Annotated in this window: 17 protein-coding genes; 10 read left to right on the forward strand and 7 right to left on the reverse strand. The window is 74.3% G+C overall.

Annotated features, from left to right (window positions below; genetic code table 11):
* The first annotated feature begins 9 nt into the window (after nt 1-9).
* The 6 genes from ppc to DMP17_RS24890 all read left to right on the forward strand — a co-directional run bounded on the left by ppc (nt 10) and on the right by DMP17_RS24890 (nt 7,743).
* Nucleotides 10-2,778, forward strand: a complete 2,769-nt coding sequence (gene ppc / locus DMP17_RS24865; protein ID WP_337830749.1) for a phosphoenolpyruvate carboxylase — start codon at nt 10-12, stop codon at nt 2,776-2,778.
* Between the two features lie 34 nt (nt 2,779-2,812).
* On the forward strand, nt 2,813-3,013 hold the full coding sequence (locus tag DMP17_RS24870; RefSeq protein ID WP_062398523.1) for a hypothetical protein: 201 nt from the start codon (nt 2,813-2,815) through the stop codon (nt 3,011-3,013).
* 49 nt (nt 3,014-3,062) lie between these two features.
* Nucleotides 3,063-3,869: an rRNA methyltransferase gene (locus DMP17_RS24875; RefSeq protein WP_337830750.1), complete on the forward strand. Its 807-nt coding sequence runs from the start codon at nt 3,063-3,065 to the stop codon at nt 3,867-3,869.
* Between the two features lie 420 nt (nt 3,870-4,289).
* The gene (locus tag DMP17_RS24880) at nt 4,290-5,048 is read left to right on the forward strand and encodes a LamB/YcsF family protein (RefSeq protein ID WP_337830751.1); all 759 of its coding nucleotides are present in this window, start codon (nt 4,290-4,292) and stop codon (nt 5,046-5,048) included.
* A 14-nt stretch (nt 5,049-5,062) separates the two neighbouring features.
* Nucleotides 5,063-7,066, forward strand: a complete 2,004-nt coding sequence (locus tag DMP17_RS24885) for a prolyl oligopeptidase family serine peptidase (protein WP_226354185.1) — start codon at nt 5,063-5,065, stop codon at nt 7,064-7,066.
* On the forward strand, nt 7,063-7,743 hold the full coding sequence (locus DMP17_RS24890; protein ID WP_226354186.1) for an SIMPL domain-containing protein: 681 nt from the start codon (nt 7,063-7,065) through the stop codon (nt 7,741-7,743). Before DMP17_RS24885 ends, DMP17_RS24890 begins: the two co-directional genes overlap by 4 nt.
* A gap of 13 nt (nt 7,744-7,756) precedes the next feature.
* On the opposite strand, the gene DMP17_RS24895 is transcribed toward DMP17_RS24890, so the two are convergent.
* A complete protein-coding gene (locus tag DMP17_RS24895) occupies nt 7,757-9,373 on the reverse strand; it encodes an acyl-CoA synthetase (protein WP_226354187.1) in 1,617 nt (538 codons plus the stop codon).
* Nucleotides 9,374-9,404: 31 nt separating this feature from the next.
* The gene (locus DMP17_RS24900) at nt 9,405-10,991 is read right to left on the reverse strand and encodes an adenylate/guanylate cyclase domain-containing protein (RefSeq protein ID WP_226354188.1); all 1,587 of its coding nucleotides are present in this window, start codon (nt 10,989-10,991) and stop codon (nt 9,405-9,407) included.
* Nucleotides 10,992-11,294: 303 nt separating this feature from the next.
* On the opposite strand from DMP17_RS24900, the gene DMP17_RS24905 reads away from it, so the two are divergent.
* A complete protein-coding gene (locus DMP17_RS24905) occupies nt 11,295-11,996 on the forward strand; it encodes a hypothetical protein (protein ID WP_226367888.1) in 702 nt (233 codons plus the stop codon).
* A 205-nt stretch (nt 11,997-12,201) separates the two neighbouring features.
* Nucleotides 12,202-12,876: a VC0807 family protein gene (locus tag DMP17_RS24910; RefSeq protein WP_226354190.1), complete on the forward strand. Its 675-nt coding sequence runs from the start codon at nt 12,202-12,204 to the stop codon at nt 12,874-12,876.
* Here DMP17_RS24910 and DMP17_RS24915 read toward each other — a convergent pair.
* The 5 genes from DMP17_RS24915 to DMP17_RS24935 form a co-directional block, all read right to left on the reverse strand.
* Nucleotides 12,842-13,270: an SRPBCC family protein gene (locus DMP17_RS24915; protein ID WP_226354191.1), complete on the reverse strand. Its 429-nt coding sequence runs from the start codon at nt 13,268-13,270 to the stop codon at nt 12,842-12,844. The genes DMP17_RS24910 and DMP17_RS24915 overlap by 35 nt on opposite strands.
* A complete protein-coding gene (locus DMP17_RS24920) occupies nt 13,267-14,427 on the reverse strand; it encodes a pyridoxal phosphate-dependent aminotransferase (protein ID WP_226354192.1) in 1,161 nt (386 codons plus the stop codon). Before DMP17_RS24920 ends, DMP17_RS24915 begins: the two co-directional genes overlap by 4 nt.
* Nucleotides 14,428-14,790: 363 nt before the next feature.
* Nucleotides 14,791-15,687, reverse strand: coding sequence for a MaoC family dehydratase (locus DMP17_RS24925; protein ID WP_337830752.1), 897 nt, complete (start codon nt 15,685-15,687; stop codon nt 14,791-14,793).
* Nucleotides 15,687-17,039 (reverse strand): 3-oxoacyl-ACP reductase, encoded by a 1,353-nt coding sequence (locus DMP17_RS24930; protein WP_226354194.1) that lies wholly within the window; start codon nt 17,037-17,039, stop codon nt 15,687-15,689. Before DMP17_RS24930 ends, DMP17_RS24925 begins: the two co-directional genes overlap by 1 nt.
* Nucleotides 17,036-18,340: an acetyl-CoA C-acetyltransferase gene (locus DMP17_RS24935; RefSeq protein WP_226354195.1), complete on the reverse strand. Its 1,305-nt coding sequence runs from the start codon at nt 18,338-18,340 to the stop codon at nt 17,036-17,038. Before DMP17_RS24935 ends, DMP17_RS24930 begins: the two co-directional genes overlap by 4 nt.
* Before the next feature lie 145 nt (nt 18,341-18,485).
* Between DMP17_RS24935 and DMP17_RS24940 the strand changes: the two genes are divergently transcribed.
* On the forward strand, nt 18,486-19,196 hold the full coding sequence (locus tag DMP17_RS24940) for a TetR family transcriptional regulator (RefSeq protein ID WP_337830753.1): 711 nt from the start codon (nt 18,486-18,488) through the stop codon (nt 19,194-19,196).
* On the forward strand, nt 19,193-21,178 hold the full coding sequence (locus DMP17_RS24945; protein WP_226354197.1) for an acyl-CoA dehydrogenase family protein: 1,986 nt from the start codon (nt 19,193-19,195) through the stop codon (nt 21,176-21,178). Before DMP17_RS24940 ends, DMP17_RS24945 begins: the two co-directional genes overlap by 4 nt.
* Nucleotides 21,179-21,205: the final 27 nt, after the last annotated feature.

The following is a 21,205-nucleotide window of genomic DNA, read 5'->3' on the forward strand; positions in this document are numbered from 1 at the left end:
AGAGCCTGCGTGAGCCCCTCGGAGACCACCGCACTCGCCCCCGACTCGCTGACCGCGCACTCGGGCGTCGTCAGCGAGAGCGAGCAGAAGGCGCTGCGCGCCGACATCCGGCGGTTGTCGACGATGCTCGGGCGGACGCTGTCCGACGAGTCCGGTCCCGAGGTCCTGGAGCTGGTCGAGCAGGTGCGCCGGGCGGCCCGGGACTCCGCGCGCGGCGAGGCCGGGCCGGACGTCGTCGCGGCCCTGCTCGACGGGATCGACACCGGCACCGCGGTGCTGCTGGCGCGGGCGTTCTCCCAGTACTTCCAGCTGGCCAACGTCGCCGAGCAGCTGCACCGGTCCCGTGAGCTGCGCGAGCTGCGCCCGGCCGACGCGCGACCGCTGCGGACGGTGCTGCGCCGCCTGGCCACCGAGGCCGACCCGGACGAGGTCGCCGACGTGCTGGCCCGGGCCGAGCTGCGCCCGGTGTTCACCGCGCACCCGACCGAGTCGACCCGGCAGTCGGTGCTGGGCATCCTGCGCCGGGTCGTCGACGCCCTCGACGACCGGGCGCCCGACGAGGAGCTCGCCGCGCTGGTCGACCTGCTGTGGCAGACCGACGACATCCGCCCCGGCAAGCCGATGGTGATCGACGAGGCCCGCAACGTCGCCTGGTTCGCGGCCCGGCTCGGTGAGCGGACCGTCCCGGACCTGCTGGGCGAGTTCGCCCGGGAGGCCGCCGAGGCCGGGCTGGAGATCCCCGACGACGCGCGTCCGCTCGTGCTGGGGTCGTGGGTCGGCGGCGACCGCGACGGCAACCCCAACGTCACCCCCGCGGTGACCCGCGAGGTGCTGGAGCTCAACGCCGACCGGGCGATCCGGATCCACACCGCGCTGGTGGAGAAGCTGGTCTTCGAGCTGTCGGTGTCGACGCGGGTGATGGGGGTGTCGGAGGAGCTGCGCGGCTCGCTGGCCCGGGACCGCCGCGCGCTGCCCGCGGTGCACGACCGCTACATCCGGCTCAACGCGCACGAGCCGTACCGGCTCAAGCTGTCCTACGTCGCGGCCCGGCTGGAGAACACCCGCCGGCGGATCGCGGCCGGCGCCGCGCACGAGCCGGGCGTCGACTACCTGGGGTCGGCCGGCTACCTGGAGGACCTGCTGGTCGTCGACCGGTCGCTGCGCGGCCACCACGGCGCCCGGATCGCCGGCGGCGCCCTGGTCCGGGCGATCCGCTCGGCCCGCGCGCTGGGCCTGCACCTGGTCGAGATGGACGTGCGCGAGCACTCGCAGAAGCACCACGACGCGCTCGGCGCGGTGTTCGACGGGCTCGGTGAGCTGGAGAAGCCCTACGCCGAGCTGACCCGCGACGAGCGCCGCGAGCTGCTCTCGGCGGAGCTGCGCAGCAAGCGGCCGCTGTTCCGCCGCCACTACGGCGTGCCCGAGGCCGCCGCGCCGGTGCTGGACCTGTTCGACACGGTGCACGCGCTGCAGCACGAGTTCGGCGACGAGGTCGTGCGGACCTACATCGTCTCGATGGCCCGCGACGTCGACGACCTGCTCGCCGTCGCCGTGCTGGCCCGCGAGGCGTACATGGTCGAGATCGGCGACGACCCGCGCTCCTCGATCGACCTCGTGCCGCTGTTCGAGACGGTGGAGGAGCTGTCGCGGGCCGGGGAGCTGCTGGAGGGGCTGCTGTCGGACCCGGGGTACCGGCAGCAGGTCCGCAACCGCGGTGACCTGCAGGAGATCATGCTGGGGTACTCCGACTCCAACAAGGGCGCGGGGATCACCGCGTCGCAGTGGCAGATCCACCGGGCGCAGCGCCAGCTGCGCGACGTGGCCGCCGAGCACGGGGTGCGGCTGCGGCTGTTCCACGGCCGCGGCGGGTCGGTCGGGCGCGGCGGCGGCCCGGCCGGTGAGGCCATCGCGTCGGCGCCGTTCGGGTCGGTCGACGCCACGATGAAGCTCACCGAGCAGGGCGAGGTCATCTCCGACAAGTACTCGCTGCCCAGCCTGGCGCACGACAACCTGGAGATCCTGCTGGCGTCGATGCTGGACGCGTCGCTGCTGCACCAGGCGTCGCGCTGGCCGGCCGAGACCCTGAAGCGCTGGGACGAGGTCATGGACTGCGTGTCCGAGGCGGCCACCGCGACCTACCGGACGCTCGTGGACGACCCGGGTCTGCCGCTGTTCTTCACCGCGGCGACGCCGGTGGAGGAGCTGGGGCGGCTCAACGTCGGGTCGAGGCCGTCGAAGCGACCGGGGCAGGGCGAGCCGACGCTCGACGACCTGCGGGCGATCCCGTGGGTGTTCGGCTGGACGCAGACCCGGATGGTCGTGCCCGGCTGGTACGGCCTGGGCTCGGGTCTGAAGGCCGCCCGCGAGGCCGGCTACGCCGACGAGCTGGCCGAGATGCGGGAGTGGGCGTTCTTCCGGAACCTGATCGGCAACGTCGAGATGACGCTGGCGAAGACCGACCTGCGGATCGCGTCGAACTACGTCGCGACCCTGGTGGAGCCGGAGCAGCAGGGACTGTTCGCGCAGATCCGGGCCGAGCACGAGCTGACCCGCCGCGAGCTGCTCGCGGTGACCGGGGAGGACCAGCTGCTCGCCCGGCACCCGGTGCTGCGGGGCACGCTGTCGGTGCGCGACACCTACCTCGAGCCGCTGCACCATCTGCAGGTCGAGCTGCTCGCCCAGCGCCGGGCCGCGGGCGACGACCCGGATCCCGACCTGGAGCGCGCCCTGCTGCTGACGATCAACGGGATCGCGGCCGGGATGAAGAACACCGGCTGAGCCCCGGCACCGGGCCGACCGGTACGTTCCGGACATGGAGCACGATCGGAACACACCCGGCCCGGAGGGCCCTGCGACCCGCCGGGTGGTCGCCTGGGTGCTGATCATCGCGCTGGCCGGGCTCCCGCTCAGCTACCTGGCCGGGACCGCGGGCCCGCAGATCGTCGGCGCGCTGGTGGTCGTCGCGCTGCTGGTCGGCGGCGTGGCGTTCTGGCTGCACCGCCGCACCCGCTGACCGGCCACCCGCCGGGACCGGTGCGGTCGCGGGCTGCTGGACTGCCCGGGTGCAGTACCGCCACGCCCCGGCCGCGAACCACGCGGCGCTCGACGCGGTGCTGGCGTCGGCGCCGGGCCGCCCGACCCTCCCGGTACGCCTGACCGTCGAGCTCGTCGGCCGCGCCCGCGCCCACCTGCCCGCCGACGCCCCGCTCACCGTGTGGGACCCGTGCTGCGGCGCCGGGGTGACCCTCACCGTGCTGGGCCTGCTCGTGCCCGGCCTCGCGCGGCTGGTGGGCACCGACGCCGACCCCGAGCCGCTCGACCTGGCCCGGCGCAACCTCGCCCTGCTCGACCCCGGCGGCCTCACCGCCCGCGCCGCGGACCTCGACGCCCTCGCGGCCCGGCACGACAAGCCGTCCTACGCCGACGCCGCGACCGCCGCCCGGACCCTGGTCCCGGCGAGCACCCCGGCCTGGTCCGTCGCCCCCGCCGACGCCCGGGACACCGCCGCCGTCCGCAGCGCGCTGGCCGGGACGGGTCCGCACGGGACCGGCCCGGACCTGGTCCTGGCCGACCTGCCGCACGGGCACCGGACGACCTGGGCCGCCTCCCCCACCCGGCCCGGCGCGGCCGACGCCCCGGCCCCCGACGCCGGGCCCGCCCGCGCCGCCGCCGCCGCCGACCAGGACCAGGACCCCGGGGTCGAGTTCCTGCGCGCGGTCGCGACCGTGCTCCGCCCGGACGCCGTGGTCGTGGCCGTCGGGCGCGGGCGGACGGTGCCGCTGCCGGGCGGGGTCCGGCCCCTCGACCGGGTCCGCGTGGGGCACCGGGCCGCCGTCCTGGTGCGGGCGGGCGCGCTGCGGGAGGGCTGACCGGGGGCAGGATCGCCCGGGGCAGGGCTGCTCGGCACCCTCGCGCCGGGGCAGGGCCGATCGATCCCCGTCGGTGCCTCGCCCCGGCCCCCTCGGTTCCGGGGAGGTCCGACGCCCGCAGAACCGTTCACGGGACGAACTGTCTCTCGTGGAACAGGGGTGCTGGCCGGGCGACGCGCCTCCACGCCTTGCAGGGACCGGGTGCCCGGCCACCCCCTCTTCTCCGAATTCGCTTACCGGGTAAGCGAAATTCGGAGAACCAGCACCCTGCCGTGCCCCGGCCCGGGCGAGGTGGCCCGATACCGGGCCGCCGGGCCCAGGAGCTCCGACCTCCGGGCGAGCCGGTACCGGTCACACTGGACCCCGGACCGACACCGACACCGACACCGTGAGACCGACACAGACACCGAGGACACGCCCGTGAGCACGATCGACCTGAACGCCGACCTCGGTGAGTCCTGGGGCCGGTGGACCCTCGGCGACGACGAGGCGATGCTCGGGCTCGTCACCTCGGCGAACGTCGCGTGCGGGTTCCACGCCGGGGACCCCTCGACGCTGCGGGTCACGACCACGGGGGCGGCCGGGGCGGGGGTCGTCGTCGGGGCGCAGGTGTCGTACCCGGACCTGCGCGGGTTCGGGCGCCGGTTCCTCGACATCGAGCCCGGCGCGCTGACCGACGACGTGCTCTACCAGATCGGCGGCCTCGAGGCCCTGTGCCGGGCCGCGGGCACCCGGGTCCGCTACGTGAAGCCGCACGGCGCGCTCTACAACGCCACGCGGACGCACACCGCGCAGGCCCGCGCGGTGGTCCGGGCGGTGCGGGCCTACGACCCGTCGCTGCCGGTGCTCGGGCTGCCCGGGTCCGAGCTGCTCGCGGAGGCCGAGCGGGCCGGGCTGCGCGCGGTGGGCGAGTTCTTCGTCGACCGCGGCTACACCGGTGAGGGCGGGCTCGTGCCGCGCGGCGAACCGGGTGCGCTGCTCGACGACCCCGCGGAGGCGGCTGAACGGCTCGTCCGCGTGGTCGGGACGGGGACGGTGCGCGCGGTCGACGGCAGCGACGTCGCGGTCCGTGCCGAGTCCGCCTGCCTGCACGGCGACTCCCCCGGCGCCGTCGCGACCGCCCGACGGGTCCGTGACGAGCTCGCCCGGGCCGGGATCACCGTCGCACCGTTCGTGTGAGCGATGATCGGGTCATGACGAACGACCCGCACGCCTGGCTCGAGGACGTCACCGGCACCGAGGCCCTGGAATGGGTGTCGCAGCGCAACGCCCGCACCGAGGCGCGGCTGACCGGCACCCCGCTGTTCGCCGAGCTGGAGTCGGGGATCCGCGAGGTCCTCGACTCCCGCGACCGGATCCCGTTCGTCACCGCCCGCGGCGGGCACTACTACAACTTCTGGACCGACGAGCAGCACCCGCGCGGCCTGTGGCGGCGCACCACCCCGGAGTCCTACCGGAGCGCCGACACCGAGTGGGAGGTGCTGCTCGACGTCGACGCGCTCAACGCGGCCGAGGGCGAGAACTGGGTCTGGCACGGCGCCCGGTTCCTGCGCCCGGACCTCGACCGCGCGCTGGTCGACCTGTCCCGCGGCGGCGCCGACGCCGACGTCACACGCGAGTTCGACCTCCCGACCCGCAGCTTCGTCGACGACGGGTTCTCCCGGCCCGAGGCGAAGGGCGGGATGAGCTGGATCGACCGCGACACCGTCTACCTGTCCACCGACCTCGGTCCGGGCACCATGACGACCTCGGGCTACCCGCGCACGGTGCGCCGGCTGCGCCGCGGCGAGGCCCTGGAGTCCGCCGAGCTGGTCTACGCCGGCGAGGAGACCGATCTCAGCATCTCGGCGTTCCGCGACCACACCCCCGGCTTCGAGCGGGACTTCCTGCGCCGGGCGCTGGCCTTCTACGCCGACGAGCTCCACCTGATCGGCGCGGACGGGACCCTCACCAAGATCGACGTCCCGGACTCCGCGATGGCCGACGTGCACCGCGAGTGGTGCACCGTCGAGCTGCGCGAGGACTGGGGCTCGTTCACCGCGGGCTCGCTGCTCGCCGCCCGCTTCGACGACGTCCTGGCCGGCGCCCCCACCTGGGAGGTGCTGTTCGAGCCCACCGACTCCTCCTCGCTCGCCGGGTACACCTGGACCCGCCACCACCTCGTGCTCGACGTGCTGGAGCACGTCGTCGACCGGCTCGTCGTGCTCACCCCGGGCGAGCAGGGCTGGACCCGCACGCCGTTCACCGGGGCGCCGGAGTTCGGCAGCGTCACCGTCGCCGCGGTCGACGCCGACGAGAGCGACGACGTCTGGCTGATCGTCACCGACTACCTGACCCCGTCGACGCTGTCGATCGCGACGGTCGGCGAACAGCCCCGTCCGCTGCGCAGCGCGCCCGCGTTCTTCGACGCGTCCCGCCACGTCATCGAGCAGCACTTCGTGACCAGCGACGACGGCACCCGGGTCCCGTACTTCCTGGTCCGGGCGAAGGACCTGCCCTTCGACGGCACCGCCCCCACCCTGCTCTACGGCTACGGCGGCTTCGAGATCCCCATGACGCCCGGCTACTCCGGTGGCACCGGCCGGTCCTGGCTGGAGCGCGGCGGCGTGTACGCGGTCGCGAACCTGCGCGGCGGCGGCGAGTACGGGCCGCGCTGGCACCGGGCGGCGCTGCGCGAGAAGCGGCCGCGGGCCTACGAGGACATGGCCGCCGTCGCCCGGGACCTCATCGACCGCGGCGTCACCTCGCGGGCACACCTCGCCGTGCAGGGCGGCAGCAACGGCGGCCTGATGGCCGGGAACATGCTGGTCCGCTACCCGGAGCTGTTCGGCGCGGTGGTGATCCAGGTGCCGCTGCTGGACATGAAGCGCTACAGCCACCTGCTCGCCGGTGCCTCCTGGATGGCCGAGTACGGCGACCCGGACACCGACGACTGGGAGTTCATCCGGACGTTCTCGCCGTACCACCTGATCGACGACGCGGCCGACTACCCGCCGACGATCCTGCTGACCTCCACCCGCGACGACCGGGTGCACCCCGGCCACGCCCGCAAGTTCACCGCCGCGCTGGAGGCCGCCGGTCACGACGTGACCTACTACGAGAACATCGAGGGCGGGCACGGCGGCGCCGCGGACAACGCGCAGGCCGCGAGGATGGCCGCACTGGCCTACGGATTCCTGTGGGAGAAGCTGGCATGAGCGACGTCGTGATCAGGGTGCGAGGCGAGCACGAGCGGCAGGTGCCCGCCGAGCGCGGCACCGCGCTCGTCGTCGTGGAGGCGCAGGGCCCCGAGGCCGCCCCGGTGCGGGCGGAGGTCGAGCGCGGCACCGCGGCGCTCGTCGCCGACGTGCGCGGCCTGCACGACCCCGACGCCGGGCCGGTCCGGCGCTACGTCGTCGACCAGGCCCGCAGCTGGGTCGAGCAGCCCTCCTTCGAGGGGCGCCCGCAGCCGCCGGTGCACCACGCGTCGGTGTCGGTGTCGGTGGAGTTCGACGACGTCGCACGGCTCGGCGCGTGGCTGTCCGGTGTGGACCGGTTCACCGGTGCGCAGGTCCAGGGGATCACCTGGGACCTGGCCCGCGACCACCGCCGCGAGGTCGAGCGCGCGGCCCGGCAGGACGCGCTGCGCCAGGCCGTCGAACGCGCCCAGGACTACGCCGACGCCCTGGACCTGGGCACCGTCGCCCCGCGCTCGGTCGCCGACACCGGGATGCTCGGCACACGGGCGGTCGCGATGAGCGCCCGGGCCGTGAGCGCGCCCGGCAGCTGGGGCGCCGAGTCCGCCGACGGCGGGCTCGGGACGCTGCTCGCCCCGGACGACATCACCGTCCGGGCCGAGGTGGAGGCCGAGTTCGTGGTCCGGCCGGGCTGCTGACGCCGGGGCGGGCTCAGCCCTCCCGGGCGGCGATCTCCGAGTGCTCTGTGCGCAGCTCCCGCTTGAGGATCTTCCCGCTGGGGTTCTTCGGGAGGGCGTCGGCGAACACGACGTACTTGGGCCGCTTGTAGCCGGCGAGCTTGTCCTTCGCGTGCGCGTCGACCTGCTCGCGGGTCAGCGTCACGCCGTCCTTCGGGACGACGACCGCGGTGACGGCCTCGATCCAGTGCGGGTGGCTGACGCCGAACACGGCGACCTCGGCGACGCCGTCGAGCAGGTAGAGCGCCTCCTCCACCTCGCGGGAGGCCACGTTCTCCCCACCCGTCTTGATCATGTCCTTCTTGCGGTCGACGACGGACAGGTACCCGTCGGCCGTCATCACACCCAGGTCGCCGGAGTGGAACCAGCCGCCGGCGAACGCCTCGGCGGTCTTCTCCTCGTTCTCGTAGTACCCCAGCGTTACGTGCGGGCTGCGGTGCACGATCTCGCCGACCTCGCCCGGCGGGACCTCGTTGCCCTCGTCGTCGACGACGCGCGTCTCGACGTTCAGCGACGCCCGCCCGGCCGACCCGGCGTGGCTGAGCTGCTCGTGCGGGGCCAGCAGGGTCGCCAGCGGCGAGGTCTCGGTCTGGCCGTAGAAGTTCCACAGCCGCACGTCGGGCAGCCGCCGGGACAGCTCCTGCAGCACCTCGACCGGCATCGCCGCCGCGCCGTAGTAGCCCTTGCGCAGGCTCGACAGGTCCCGGGTGTCGAAGTCCGGGTGGCGCAGCAGCGAGATCCACACCGTCGGCGGGCAGAAGAGCTTGGTGACCTTCTCCCGCTCGATCGTCTCCAGCAGCCGGGCCGGATCCGGCGACGGGAGGATGATGCTGGTCGCGCCCAGGTAGACGTCGACGGACAGGAAGCAGTCCAGCTGCGCGCAGTGGTAGAGCGGCAGCGAGTGCAGCTCGACGTCGTCGTGCTCCATCCCGCCGTCGACGACGCACGACACGTACTGGGTGATCAGCGACCGGCTCGGCAGCATGACGCCCTTGGGCCGCGACTCGGTGCCGGAGGTGTACATGAGGCGCAGCGGGTCGTCGTCGGCGATGTGCACGTCGGGCTCGCCGGGGTCGCCGTCGCCGTCGATCCAGGCGTCCAGGTCGGCCCAGTCGCCGGTCGGCGCCTGCCCGGACAGTCCGATCCAGGCCCGGACCGACGCCGGCGCCGACGACTGCGCGAGCGCCTTCTCCCCGGTGGCGGCCAGCGCGTCCTCGACGACGAACGCCGTCGCCCCGGAGTGGTCGAGGATGAACGCGATCTCCTCGGCGTTCAGCATGAAGTTGATCGGCACGAGCACGACGCCGAGCCGCGCGGTGGCGTAGACGAGCACCGCGAACTGGCGGCAGTTGTGCGAGAGCAGCGCGAGCCGGTCGCCCTTGGCCAGCCCCTGCTCCGCCAGGGCGGCGGCGCACCGGTTCACCGCCGCGTCGAACTCGGCGAACGTCCAGCGGGTGTCGCCGTCGACGACCGCGGTCTTGCCCGGATACCGGACGGCCGTGCGGTGCAGGAGGTCCCCGAGCGAGTGCCGGCGCACCCGCTGGATCGCCGCGGCGGTCTGCTCACTGAACTCGGTAGCACCGTTGCCCATGGCGGCATCCTGCCCGAGGACACCCCGACAGTCACGTACGACTGTTTTCCCCGGATCCGACGGGCGCGGCGGTGTCCCGGGCTGTGTCCCGGGCGGTGTCCTGGGCGTGCTCGGCCGGCACGCAGACGCCGGTCGGCTCGTCCCGTCCGCGCAGCGTCACCGACTCCCCGGCCCGCCACCGCGCGGCCTCCGCACCGGCGGCGTCGACGGCCCGCGCGGACGCGACGACCATCCCCGGCACCGACTTCGCCAGCTCGGTGAGCCGGGCGGCCTCGTTCACCGGGTCGCCGATCACGGTGTACTCGTAGCGGCGCGGGTCCCCGATGTTGCCGGCCACGGCGTCGCCCGCGGAGACGCCGATCCCGGCCTCGACCTCGGGCATCTCCTCGGCCAGGCGGGCGCCCAGGCAGCGGGCGGCGCTCAGCGCGGCGCCGGGGGCGTCGTCGAGGTCGAGCGGGGCACCGAAGACCGCGAGTGCGGCGTCGCCCTCGAACTTGTTGATCCACCCACCGGCCTGCTCGACGCACTCGACGACCACCCCGAAGAAGCGGTTCAGGACCGCCACGACCTCCTCGGGCGGGCGGCGGGCGGCCATCGTCGTCGAACCGACGAGGTCGACGAACAGCACGGCGACCGGGCGCACCTCGCCGCCGAGCCGGATGCCGTCGCCGCGTGCCGAGGCGGCCTCGGCGACGTCGCGGCCGACGTGGCGGCCGAACAGGTCGCGGATCCGCTCCCGCTCGCGCAGGCCCTCGACCATGCTGTTCGTCCCGGCCTGGAGCTGGCCGAGCTCGGTGTTGTCGTAGACGGGCAGGCGGACGTCGAGGTCGCCGTCCTGCACCCGGGCCAGCGCGCGGCGCACCGCCAGCACCGGGTCGGCGATGGCGCGGGCGGCACCGAGGGTCGTGATCAGCCCGACCCCGATCGCCGTGCCGCCCAGCGCGAGCATGGTGACCGCGAGCTGGGTGGGTGAGGAGTCGCCGAACACCAGCGCGACGAGCCCGGCCAGCATGATCCCGGAGATCGGGACCGCGGTGCCGAGCGCCCAGAACCCGACCGAGCGCAGCATGACCCCGGTGACCAGGCGACGCCGCTTCGGCGGCCGTCCGGACAGCACCCGGGCCGCGGCGCGGCGCAGCATCCGCTCGACCAGCAGGTAGGACAGCGACGACGTGGTCACGCCGCCGATGAGCACGGTGGCGGTGACCGAGAAGCCCAGCCGGCCGGAGTAGCGCAGGTTCAGGAAGCAGAACAGGACCGCGGCCACCGCCCACAGCAGCGCGACCATCGAGGTGATCCGGGCGGGTGCCCGCAGCACCAGCCGTCGCTCGTCGGCCTGCGGGTCGCGCGAGGAGCGGCGCACGGTCAGCTTCCGGCGGCCGAACCAGATCCCGACCGGGACCGCGACGAGCAGGTAGATCCCCAGCACGACGAGGTTGACCAGCCGGATCTCGACGGCGTCGAGCAGCTGCTCGCGGGGCAGCACGAAGGCCGCGATGACCAGCACCACGGCCGCGCCGATGACGTTCGCCGACGCCACGACGAGGGCGAGCAGGGCCCGTACCGGCAGCCCGACGACCTGGCGGCCCGGCCGCGTCGCGGGTCGCTGCGCATCCATGGGCCGGAGTCTAGGCCGATCGAGTGAGCCGGGCCGCCGGAGATCGGGACCGGATGCCGGACCCTCCCCGCGCCCCAGCCCGCCGGGACGGGGAACGGGCGCCACCACCGTGCTGCGCGACGGGATGGCCGCCCACCCTGCGCGGTCGGCCGCCTGGGCCGAACCCACTACGGCGGCTCCCCGTTCGCGTGTTCTCGTCGCCGCGACGTTGTGAGACCCAGCTCACGGGTACTGGCCCCGGGTAGGTCACACATCGGGACGGACCGGCTCCGGCGGGGCCTGTCACACAGAGGGGACAACCAGATGACCAGCACGTATGGCACCACCGGCCGCGGCGCCGTCGCAGGCGGACCGGCGGAGCACGCGGGCGCGGTGGCCCCCGGGCACGCCGACCCCGGGCACGCCGACCACCGGCACAGCGACCACGCCGTCACCGACCGCACCGTCACCGACCGCACCACGGTGGACCACCGGCCGGGCGTCGCGCACCACCCGGGCGGGGTACCGGTCGCGGGCAGCCCGCGGCTGGACCGCATCCGCTGGGGCGCGGTGTGGATCGGCGCGCTGACCACGTTCGCGACCAACATCGTCCTGCAGCTGCTGTTCTTCGCCTTCGGCTGGCTGGCCTTCGGCGGTCCCGGCACGACGACGGCGGCCGTGGTGTCGGTGGTCATCGGCCTGCTCGCGTTCTTCCTCGGTGGCATGGCGACCGGGTCGTCGACGCTGTGGGACAGCCCCGGCGACGGCGTGGTCAACGCCCTGGCGATGTGGGTCCTGACCACGATGCTGCTGGTCGCGCTCGCCCTCGCGGGTGGCGGCGCGCTCGCCGGCTACGCGGGCTCGGCGTTCGCCGGCATGAACGGCACGGGCGTCGTCGGCCTCGCGCGCGACGCCGCGGGCTGGTCGGTCCTCGGGATGGGTGTCACCGCCGCGGCCGCGGCGATCGGTGGCGCCGTCGGTGCCCGCCTCTGGCCGGGTGCCGCGCAGCGGACCGCCCGGATCTGACCGCGCCCGGCGCCGACCGGGCGCCGCACCGGCACACGACCGCCCCCGCCACCGTCGCCGCAGCGACGGGACGGGGGCGTCGCCGTGTCCGGGCCGGTGGGTGGAGAGCCGATCTCCACCCGGGGTCGGTCCCCGGGTGGATCCGGGAGGGGGTCCGCGCGCGGGACCGTCGTCGGGTCCGATCCGCCGCACCCCGGAGGCACCGATGACCCCGACCACCACACCGACGGCCACCCCGGCGCCCACCGCCCCCGCGGGCCGCGGCGCCGTGCTGCGGCAGACCGTGGGCTCGCTGCTGGTGGACGCGGCGCTGCCCTACCTCGTCTACGTCGTGCTGACCGGGCAGGGCATGTCCGACGTCGCGGCGCTGGCCTGGTCCGCGCTGCCGCCCGCGCTGAACGTGCTGGTGCAGGCGGTGCGGCACCGCAGGCTCAACCCGGTCGGGGTGATCGTGCTGGTCACCATCGCGGCCGGGCTGGCGACGTCGCTGCTCAGCGGCGACGCCCGGTTCGCCGTCGCCCGCGACGCGATCCAGAGCATCGCGTTCGGACTGCTGCTCGCCGGGTCGCTGGTGGTCGGGCGCCGCCCGCTGGTGTTCCACGTGTGCCGCTTCTTCGGCAGCGCCCAGCGCCCCGACCTGCCCGCGCTGATGGAGCGCCAGTGGGCCGCCAACCCGGTGTTCCGCCGGACGCTGCGCCGCGCGACGGGCGTCGCCGCGTGCGTGATGGCGCTGGAGGCGACCCTGCGGATCACGCTGGCCTACACGCTGGCCCCGGTGGTGGCGCTGCCGATCCTGTCGGTGCAGTCGATCGTGATGTGGACGGGCCTGTCCGCGCTGCTGGTGGTCAGTGTGAAGCGGGCGGTGCGGGCGGGCCGGTGACCTCCAGCAGGTCCCGCAGCCGCTCCAGATCCGCGACGACGGCGGCGACGTCCGCGGCGTGGTCGGCGTCCGGTGCCCCGGGGGTGCGCCGGACGCCGAACACGACCTCGGCGCCGCCGGGGTGCTCCACCACCCGCATCGGGTTGTGGAAGCGCTCCCCGGTCGCGGTCAGCACCTCGTGGTCGAGCACGCCCCAGGTGTTCTCGGGGGCGAACCGGAGCTCGATCCCCCCGAGCGGGCCGCCGGGCACGACCCAGCGGCCGTCGCGCTCCTCGATGCGGTCCCCGACGCCGGCCGCCCACCGCGGCAGGTTCCGCGGGTCGCGGGCGAAGGCGTAGACCCGCTGCGGGTCGGCGCCGACGACGACCGACACCCAGCTCGCGGCGACGCTCACGCCCGCAGCCCCGCGAGCCGCCCGGCCGCCTGCTCCAGTACGTCGTCGCGCTTGCAGAACGCGAACCGCACGAACGGCCGGTAGGCCCGCGCCGCGTCGGGCGACGGGCAGAACACCGACACCGGGACGGCGGCGACCCCGCACAGCCCGGGCAGCTTCCAGGCCAGGTCGACGCCGTCGTCGAACCCGAGGGGGCGCGGGTCGGCGACCACGAAGTACGTCCCGCGCGGGGTGAGCACGTCGAACCCGGCCGCCCGCAGCCCGGCGGACAGTAGGTCCCGCTTGCGGGCCAGGTCCGCGGTGAGGCCGGTGTAGAAGTCGTCGCCCAGGGCCAGCGCGTGCGCGACGGCGGGCTGCAGCGGGGCGCCGCCGTGGAAGGTCAGGAACTGCTTGACCGCCCGCGGCGCGGCGACGAGCTCCGGCGGGCCGTGCACCCAGCCGACCTTCCAGCCGGTCACCGAGAACGTCTTGCCCGCCGAGGAGATCGTGAGGGTGCGGTCGGCGAGTCCGGGCAGCGACGCCATCGGCACGTGCCGGGCGTCGTCGAAGACCATGTGCTCGTACACCTCGTCGGTGACGACGACGGCGTCGTGCGCGACGGCGAGCTCCCCGACCCGGGTCAGCTGGTCGCGGGTGAGCACGGCGCCGGTCGGGTTGTGCGGGGTGTTGACCAGCACCACCCGGGTGCGGTCGGAGAACGCGGCGGCCAGCGCGTCGTCGTCGAAGCCGAAGTCGGGCGGGAGCAGCGGCACGGTCCGCAGCGTGGCGCCGGCCAGCGCGACGGCGGCGGCGTAGGAGTCGTAGGCGGGCTCGAAGGCGACGACCTCGTCGCCGGGGCCGCAGAGCCCGAGCAGGGTCGCGGCGATCGCCTCGGTCGCCCCCGTGGTGACGACGACGTCGGCCGGGTCGACCTCGAGGCCGTACCAGCGGTGCTGGTGCGCGGCGACGGCCTCGCGCAGCGCGGGTACGCCCGGGCCGGGCGGGTACTGGTTCAGGCCGCGCTCGGTGATGTTGGCGGCGGCGTCGGCAAGCAGGGAGGCCGGACCGTCGGTGTCCGGGAAGCCCTGGCCGAGGTTGATCGCACCGGTCTCGACCGCGAGGCGGGAGATCTCGGTGAAGATCGTCGAGGTGAACGGGCGCATGCGCTCGACCAGCATGGGCCCGACACTATCCGGGTGGGCGGGTGGCGCAGCTCCTGATCGAGGGTCTGCGCGAACCCGTGCCGGTCCACGGACGCCGGTGGGTTCCACCGCGCCGGGACGAGCTCCTCCGCCCGACCTAGTCGAGTCCGCGGACGATGTGGGACTCGTCGTCGTGCTGCTCGTCGGTCTCGATCGAGATGTCCTCGTTCATCGCATGGCCTCCTCACGGATGTCGGATGACGAATGATGGACACAGAGGAAGACGTCCGTCATCGGGAAAACGTTGCTGTACCGGCCTGTGGACCGATCCAGAATCACTCGACCGGGTGAGCAGACCTGCCCACCCGGTCGGGGTCGTTCCTCGTCCATGCGTCAGGTCTACCCGCCGATGCGGCCGACCAGGTGGAGCTTTTGCGCGTCCTTGGCGCTGCGCAGGGCCAGTCCCCACGCACCGCCTGCGGCCTGCTCGGTCACGAGCTCGGCCTTCGCCGGGAGCAGCACCGGCTTGCGGAAGACGACGTCGTAGGTGCAGGCGTCGGGGACCCGGCCCTCCAGCGCCGCGGCGGCGTGCGCCGCGGTCCACATGCCGTGCGCGATCGCCCGCGGGAAGCCCATCGCCTTCGCGGTGAGCGGGTGCAGGTGGATCGGGTTCACGTCACCGGAGACGGCCGCGTAGCGGCGCCCGATGTCGCCCGGGACCCGCCACAGCGCGTTCGCCGGACCGGTGGGCACCGGCGGCTCGGCGATGTCGGCCGTGCCGTCGCCGCCCGCCGGGCCGTCCGGGGCCGTCGCCCCGCGGGCCAGGTAGGTGCTGCGGCCCTCCCAGACGGTCTCCCCGTCCGCGGAGACCTCGCCGATCAGGTCCACCTGCGCACCCTTGGGGTGGCGGGTGAACCGCTCGGCCCACACCCGGACGTCGAGCGTCCCGGTCGGGGCGATCGCCCGGTGCACGGTGATCCGGTTGGCGATGTGCACCAGCCCGGGCAGCGGCAGCGGGAACGACCGGCCGGCCATCAGCACGACCTGCAGCGGGAAGGTGAGCATGTGCGGGTAGGTCACCGGCAGGGCGTTGCCGACCCGGAACCCGCAGACCCGGGCGTAGTCGGCGAGGTGCCCCTGCTCGACGGTGACGCCGCGGCGGACCAGCTCGGTCGCGGGCAGCAACCGGCCGGAGCCGCCGGGCAGCGCCGCCCGGACGGCCGCGGAGGCGTAGTACGGCCCCAGCGACGGCGGGCCGGGCAGCTCGGTGACCTTCCGGTCCTCGGCCACGGTCATCAGGCCCCCAGCATCGACTGGCCGCAGACCCGCACGACCTGCCCGTTGAGCCCGCCGGACTCGGCGCGGCCGAACCAGCCGATGGCCTCGGCGACGTCGACCGGCAGCCCGCCCTGCTTGAGCGAGTTGATCCGGCGGCCGCCCTCGCGGGTGGCGACGGGCATCTTCGCGGTCATGTCGGTCTCGATGAACCCGGGTGCGACGGCGTTGATCGTCGCGCCGCGCTCGGCGAAGCGCGGGGCGAGCGCGCGGACCATCCCGATCACACCGGCCTTCGAGGCGGCGTAGTTGGTCTGGCCGCGGTTGCCCGCGATGCCCGACTGCGACGACACGCAGACCACGCGGCCGGCCTCGTGCAGCGGGGAGCCCTTCGCCAGCAGCGCCTCGTTGATCGTCAGCTGGGCGCCCAGGTTGACCCCGAGGACCGAGTTCCAGCGGTCCTCGGTCATGTTCGCGAGCAGCTTGTCGCGGGTGATGCCCGCGTTGTGCACCACGATGTCGACGCCGTCGTGCCGGTCGGCGAGATGCGAGAGCAGCCGGTCCGCCGCGTCCGACGCGGTGATGTCCAGCTGCAGCGCGGTGCCGCCGGTGCGGTTCGCGGTGCGGGCCAGGCCCTCGCCGGCCGCCGGGATGTCGACGGCGACGATCGTCGCGCCGTCGCGGGCCAGGGTGTCGGCGATGGCCGCGCCGATGCCCCGTGCCGCCCCGGTGACCACCGCGACGCGCCCGGCGAGCGGCTGCTCCTCGGCGCGCGGGTCGTCGACCTCGGCCGGCTCCCGCGGGTTCCCGACCGGGGCGGCGACGTGCGCTACCTGGCCGTCGACGTAGGCGGAGCGGGCCGACAGGAAGAACCGGACCGACGAGTCGATCGCGGCCGGGGTCACGTCGGAGGTCACGACGAGCAGGTTCGCCGTCGCGCCGAACCGCAGCTCCTTGCCGATCGAGCGGACCAGGCCGTCGAGCGACTGGGCGACGGCGGCCGCCTCGGCCCCGGACGCCTCGGCGGGCTCGGCGCCGATCAGCAGCACCCGGCCCGAGGGCCCGAGCCTCTTCACCGCGGGGGTGAGGATCTGCTGGGCGGCGGCGAGGTCGGCCAGCGTCCGCGCTCCCGACAGGTCGACGACGACGCCGTGCAGCCGGTCCTCGCCGACCGCCGTGAGCGCGGGGACACCCTGCTCCTCGACGAACGCGGTGACCGCCTTGGCGAAGCGGCCCTCGCCCACGGCCGCGACGAGCACGGGGCCGGCGAGCAGCGGGTCGCCGGGACGGTGCCGGCGCAGGGTCGGCACCGTGGGCAGCCCGAGCTGCTTGGCGATGCCGGTGTTGGACAGGGTCGCGAGCAGGTCGCTCATGCCTTCTTCGCCTCCAGGATCGCGACGACGCCCTGGCCGCCCGCGGCGCAGATCGAGATCAGGCCGCGCTGGTCCTTCTTCTCCGTGTCGGCCTTCTCCCGCAGGAGCTTGGCCAGGGTGGCGACGATCCGCCCGCCGGTCGCGGCGAACGGGTGCCCCGCGGCGAGCGAGGAGCCCGCGACGTTGAGCTTCGCGTCGTCGATCGCGCCCAGCGGCGCGTCGAGGCCCAGGCGCTCCTTGCAGAAGCGCGGGTCCTCCCAGGCCTTGCGCTGCACGAGCACGACCGAGGCGAACGCCTCGTGGATCTCGTACAGGTCGAAGTCCTGCAGGGACAGGCCGTTGCGCTCGAGCATCCGCGGGACGGCGAACACCGGCGCGGTGAGCAGCCCGTCCGGGCCGTGCACGTAGTCCACGGCCGAGGTCTCGGCGTCGACGACGTGGGCCAGCACCGGCAGCTTGTGCTCGGCGGCCCACTCGTCGGACCCGAGCAGGACCAGCGCGGCGCCGTCGGTCAGCGGCGTCGAGTTGCCCGCCGTCATCGTGGCGTCCGGGCCCTTCCCGAAGACCGGCTTGAGCTTCGCCAGCTTCTCCACCGAGGAGTCCGCGCGCAGGTTGTTGTCGCGGGTCAGCTTCAGGTACGGCGTGACGAGGTCGTCGAAGAAGCCGCGGTCGTAGGCGGCGGCCAGGTTGTGGTGGCTGCGCGCGGTCAGCTCGTCCTGCTCGGTGCGGCCGATGCCCCACTCCAGCGCGGTGCGCGCCGCGTGCTCGCCCATCGACAGGCCGGTGCGCGGCTCGGAGTTCTCCGGGATGTCCGGGACGATCTGGCCCGGCCGCAGCTGCCCGACCAGCTTGAGCCGGTCCACCGCCGTCTTCGCGGCGTTGAGCTTGACCAGCACGCGACGCAGGTCGTCGTTCAGCGCGATCGGCGCGTCGGACGCGGTGTCCACACCGCCGGCCACGCCGGACTCGATCTGGCCGAGCGCGATCTTGTTGGCGACGGCGATCGTCGCCTCCAGGCCGGTGCCGCAGGCCTGCTGCACGTCGTAGGCCGCGGTGGCGGGGTTCAGCCGGGAACCGAGGACCGCCTCGCGGGTCAGGTTGAAGTCGCGGGAGTGCTTGAGCACGGCGCCGGCCACGACCTCACCCAGGCGCTCGCCGGCCAGCCCGAAGCGGGCCACCAGACCGTCGAGCGTCGTGGTGAGCATGTCGAGGTTCGAGGCGGAGGCGTAGGCACCGTTGGCCCGCGCGAACGGGATGCGGTTGCCGCCGATGACGGCGGCGCGCCGGGTGCTGGCTGGCATGGGGGTCGTCCCTCCTGGATCGGGTCCCGCCCCACCCGATCGGGTCGCCGCGCTGCACGCGGCTCCGGGCGGGCGGAGCATCAGCTCGTGGTTCGTCGTTACCACGGGGTAGCCGGTACTCAAGGTACACGGTACTATAGGTTTCGTGAAGGCCGGACGAGACAGACGCGACAGCCGATGGGACGCCCACCGCGAGCAGCGGCGGGTGGCACTCGTCGGGTCCGCGATCGGAGCCATCCGCCGGCACGGCGCCGGCATCGGGATGGACGAGATCGCCGCGTCCGCCGGGACCAGCAAGACCGTGATCTACCGGCACTTCGGCGACCGGGCCGGCCTCTACACCGCGATCTGCGAGTCGGTGGCCGGCGTCCTGCTGGCCGAGGTCCGGCGGGCCACCGCCGAGGCCCTGTCCGACACCGGGCGCGGGCCGCGTGCGGCCGTCGCGGCCGGCATCGACGCCTACCTCAGGCTGATCGAGATCGACCCGGAGCTGTACCGGTTCGTGGTACAGCGACCGCTGCTCACCCAGGGCACCACCCGGCGTGCCCCCACCGCCGACACCGGCCGCACCGAGGCGAGCGACCCGGTCAACGACCTCGTGACCGTGATCGGCGACGAGGTGGCGGTGGTCATCACCGGCAACCTCGGCACCGCGGCGGGGGCCGGCACCGACCCGCGGGCCGCGGCCCGCATCTGGGGCCACGCGATCGTCGGCCTCGTCCGGGGGGCGGCCGACGACTGGCTCGCCCGCCCGGACGGCACCCCGCGCGAGCGGATCGCCGCCCATCTCACCGACCTGGCCTGGTCCGGACTGTCCGGCCTGGCATCGCACGTGCAGCAGGAGGTTCAGTCATGACCCGCAGCACCCTTCCGAGCCCCGACGCCGTCCCCGCCGAGGCGCTCCGCACCGTCGTCGACGGGCGCTGGGCCCGGGCCCGGCAGGAGACCCGCGAGCAGCTGGCGGCCAACGCCGAGATGCGCGCGGACCCCGACCTGACCTCGGCGCAGTACCGCGAGTGGATCACCGACTCGCTGAAGTTCCTGACGTCCTCGGGCCGCCCGCACACCGGGTTCGACCCGTCGGTCGGCGGCCAGGGCGACGTCGGCGGGGTCGTCGCCGCGTTCGCGATGCTCGCCTACGGCGACCTGTCGCTGCTGGTGAAGGCCGGTGTGCAGTGGGGCCTGTTCGGCGGCGCGGTCCAGGTGCTCGGCACCGAGCGGCACCACGAGCAGTACCTCCGCAAGATCATCGACGGCGAGCTGCTCGGCTGCTTCGCGATGACCGAGACCGGGCACGGCTCGGACGTCCAGCACCTGCACACCACCGCGACCTACGACCGGGAGGCGGGCGAGTTCGTCGTCCACACCCCGTACCCGCAGGCCCGCAAGGAGTACATCGGCAACGCCGCGCGGGACGGCCGGATGGCGGTCGTGTTCGCCCAGCTGATCACCGGCGACGAGAAGCCCGGCGTGCACGCCTTCCTCGTGCCGCTGCGCGACAGCGACGGCAAGGCCCTGCCCGGCGTGCAGATCGGCGACGACGGCCGCAAGGCCGGACTCAACGGCGTCGACAACGGACGGCTGGCCTTCGACCACGTCCGCATCCCGCGCGAGAACCTCCTCAACCGCTTCGCCGACGTCGCCCCGGACGGGACGTACTCGTCGTCGATCGAGAACGAGACGGCACGGTTCTTCTCCATGCTCGGCACGCTGGTCCGCGGCCGCATCTCGGTGGCGGGCGGCGCCGGCGCGGCGACCGAGAAGGCGCTCACCCTGGCCGTGCGGTTCGGCGAGCGCCGTCGCCAGTTCGCCAACCCGGCGACCGGCGAGGAGATCGCCGTCCTCGACTACCTCGCCCACCAGCAGAAGCTGCTGCCCGCGCTGGCGACCACGTTCGCCCTGCACTTCACCCAGGACGACCTGGTCCAGCGGATGCACGACATCCAGGCCCCGGGCGCCGGACCGGTCGGCGCACGCGAGCAGCGCACGCTGGAGCAGTCCGCCGCCGGGATCAAGGCGATCGCGACCTGGCACGCCACGCACACCATCCAGACCTGCCGGGAGGCCTGCGGCGGCGCGGGCTACCTGGAGGAGAACCTGCTGCCCGCCCTCAAGGCGGACACCGACGTGTTCACCACGTTCGAGGGCGACAACACGGTCCTGCTCCAGCTGCTGGCCAAGGAGCTGCTGTCGGACTACGGCCGCACGATCAAGAAGGGCAACCCGCTCGAGATCGCGCCGCTGCTCGGCCGCCAGCTCGCCGGGGTGCTGGCCGAGCACACCGGGGCCGCGTCGCTGACCCGGCGGCTCCCGTTCCGCGGGATCGACCTGACCGACCGCGCACGCCGCCGGGAGCTGCTCGCGGTCCGTCGCGAGGACACCCTGGCCGCCGCGATCCGCAACCTGGCACCGGCCATGCGCAAGGGCAACGACGAGTTCGCCGTCTTCAACTCCGCCCAGGACCTGCTGCTCACCGCGGCCCGGGCGCACGTGGACACGCTGGTGGAGGCGTCGTTCGCGGACAAGCTCGTGACCGTCGGCGACCCGGCGGTGCGCGCGCTGCTCGAGCGGGTCTACGACCTGCACGTGCTCACCGTGATCGACCGCGAGCGGGCCTGGTACCTGGAGACCGGCCGGCTCACCGCGGCCGAGTCCCGCTCGATCCGGCCGCTGGTCAACGCGCTGTGCGCCGAGCTGCGGCCCTACGCCCGCACGCTGGTCGACGGCTTCGGCGTCCCGGAGGAGTGGCTGGCCTGCCCGATGCTCGACGACGAGGCGTGGGCCCCCGCCCCCGGTCGTCCGGCCGAGCCGCTGACCGACCAGGTAGAGACCGGCTGAGCCGCGACCACCCCGCACGACCGACGG

It is taken from the genome of Pseudonocardia sp. TMWB2A, assembly GCF_017312135.1.

Bases quoted from the DNA above. Each gene is read 5' to 3' on its own strand.
- DMP17_RS24870 (WP_062398523.1), top strand. From the start codon at position 2,813: ATGGAGCACGATCGGAACACACCCGGCCCGGAGGGCCCTGCGACCCGC.
- DMP17_RS24885 (WP_226354185.1), top strand. From the start codon at position 5,063: ATGACGAACGACCCGCACGCCTGGCTCGAGGACGTCACCGGCACCGAG.
- DMP17_RS24890 (WP_226354186.1), top strand. From the start codon at position 7,063: ATGAGCGACGTCGTGATCAGGGTGCGAGGCGAGCACGAGCGGCAGGTG.
- DMP17_RS24895 (WP_226354187.1), bottom strand. From the start codon at position 9,373: ATGGGCAACGGTGCTACCGAGTTCAGTGAGCAGACCGCCGCGGCGATC.
- DMP17_RS24900 (WP_226354188.1), bottom strand. From the start codon at position 10,991: ATGGATGCGCAGCGACCCGCGACGCGGCCGGGCCGCCAGGTCGTCGGG.
- DMP17_RS24905 (WP_226367888.1), top strand. From the start codon at position 11,295: ATGACCAGCACGTATGGCACCACCGGCCGCGGCGCCGTCGCAGGCGGA.
- DMP17_RS24910 (WP_226354190.1), top strand. From the start codon at position 12,202: ATGACCCCGACCACCACACCGACGGCCACCCCGGCGCCCACCGCCCCC.
- DMP17_RS24920 (WP_226354192.1), bottom strand. From the start codon at position 14,427: ATGCTGGTCGAGCGCATGCGCCCGTTCACCTCGACGATCTTCACCGAG.
- DMP17_RS24925 (WP_337830752.1), bottom strand. From the start codon at position 15,687: ATGACCGTGGCCGAGGACCGGAAGGTCACCGAGCTGCCCGGCCCGCCG.
- DMP17_RS24930 (WP_226354194.1), bottom strand. From the start codon at position 17,039: ATGAGCGACCTGCTCGCGACCCTGTCCAACACCGGCATCGCCAAGCAG.
- DMP17_RS24935 (WP_226354195.1), bottom strand. From the start codon at position 18,340: ATGCCAGCCAGCACCCGGCGCGCCGCCGTCATCGGCGGCAACCGCATC.
- DMP17_RS24945 (WP_226354197.1), top strand. From the start codon at position 19,193: ATGACCCGCAGCACCCTTCCGAGCCCCGACGCCGTCCCCGCCGAGGCG.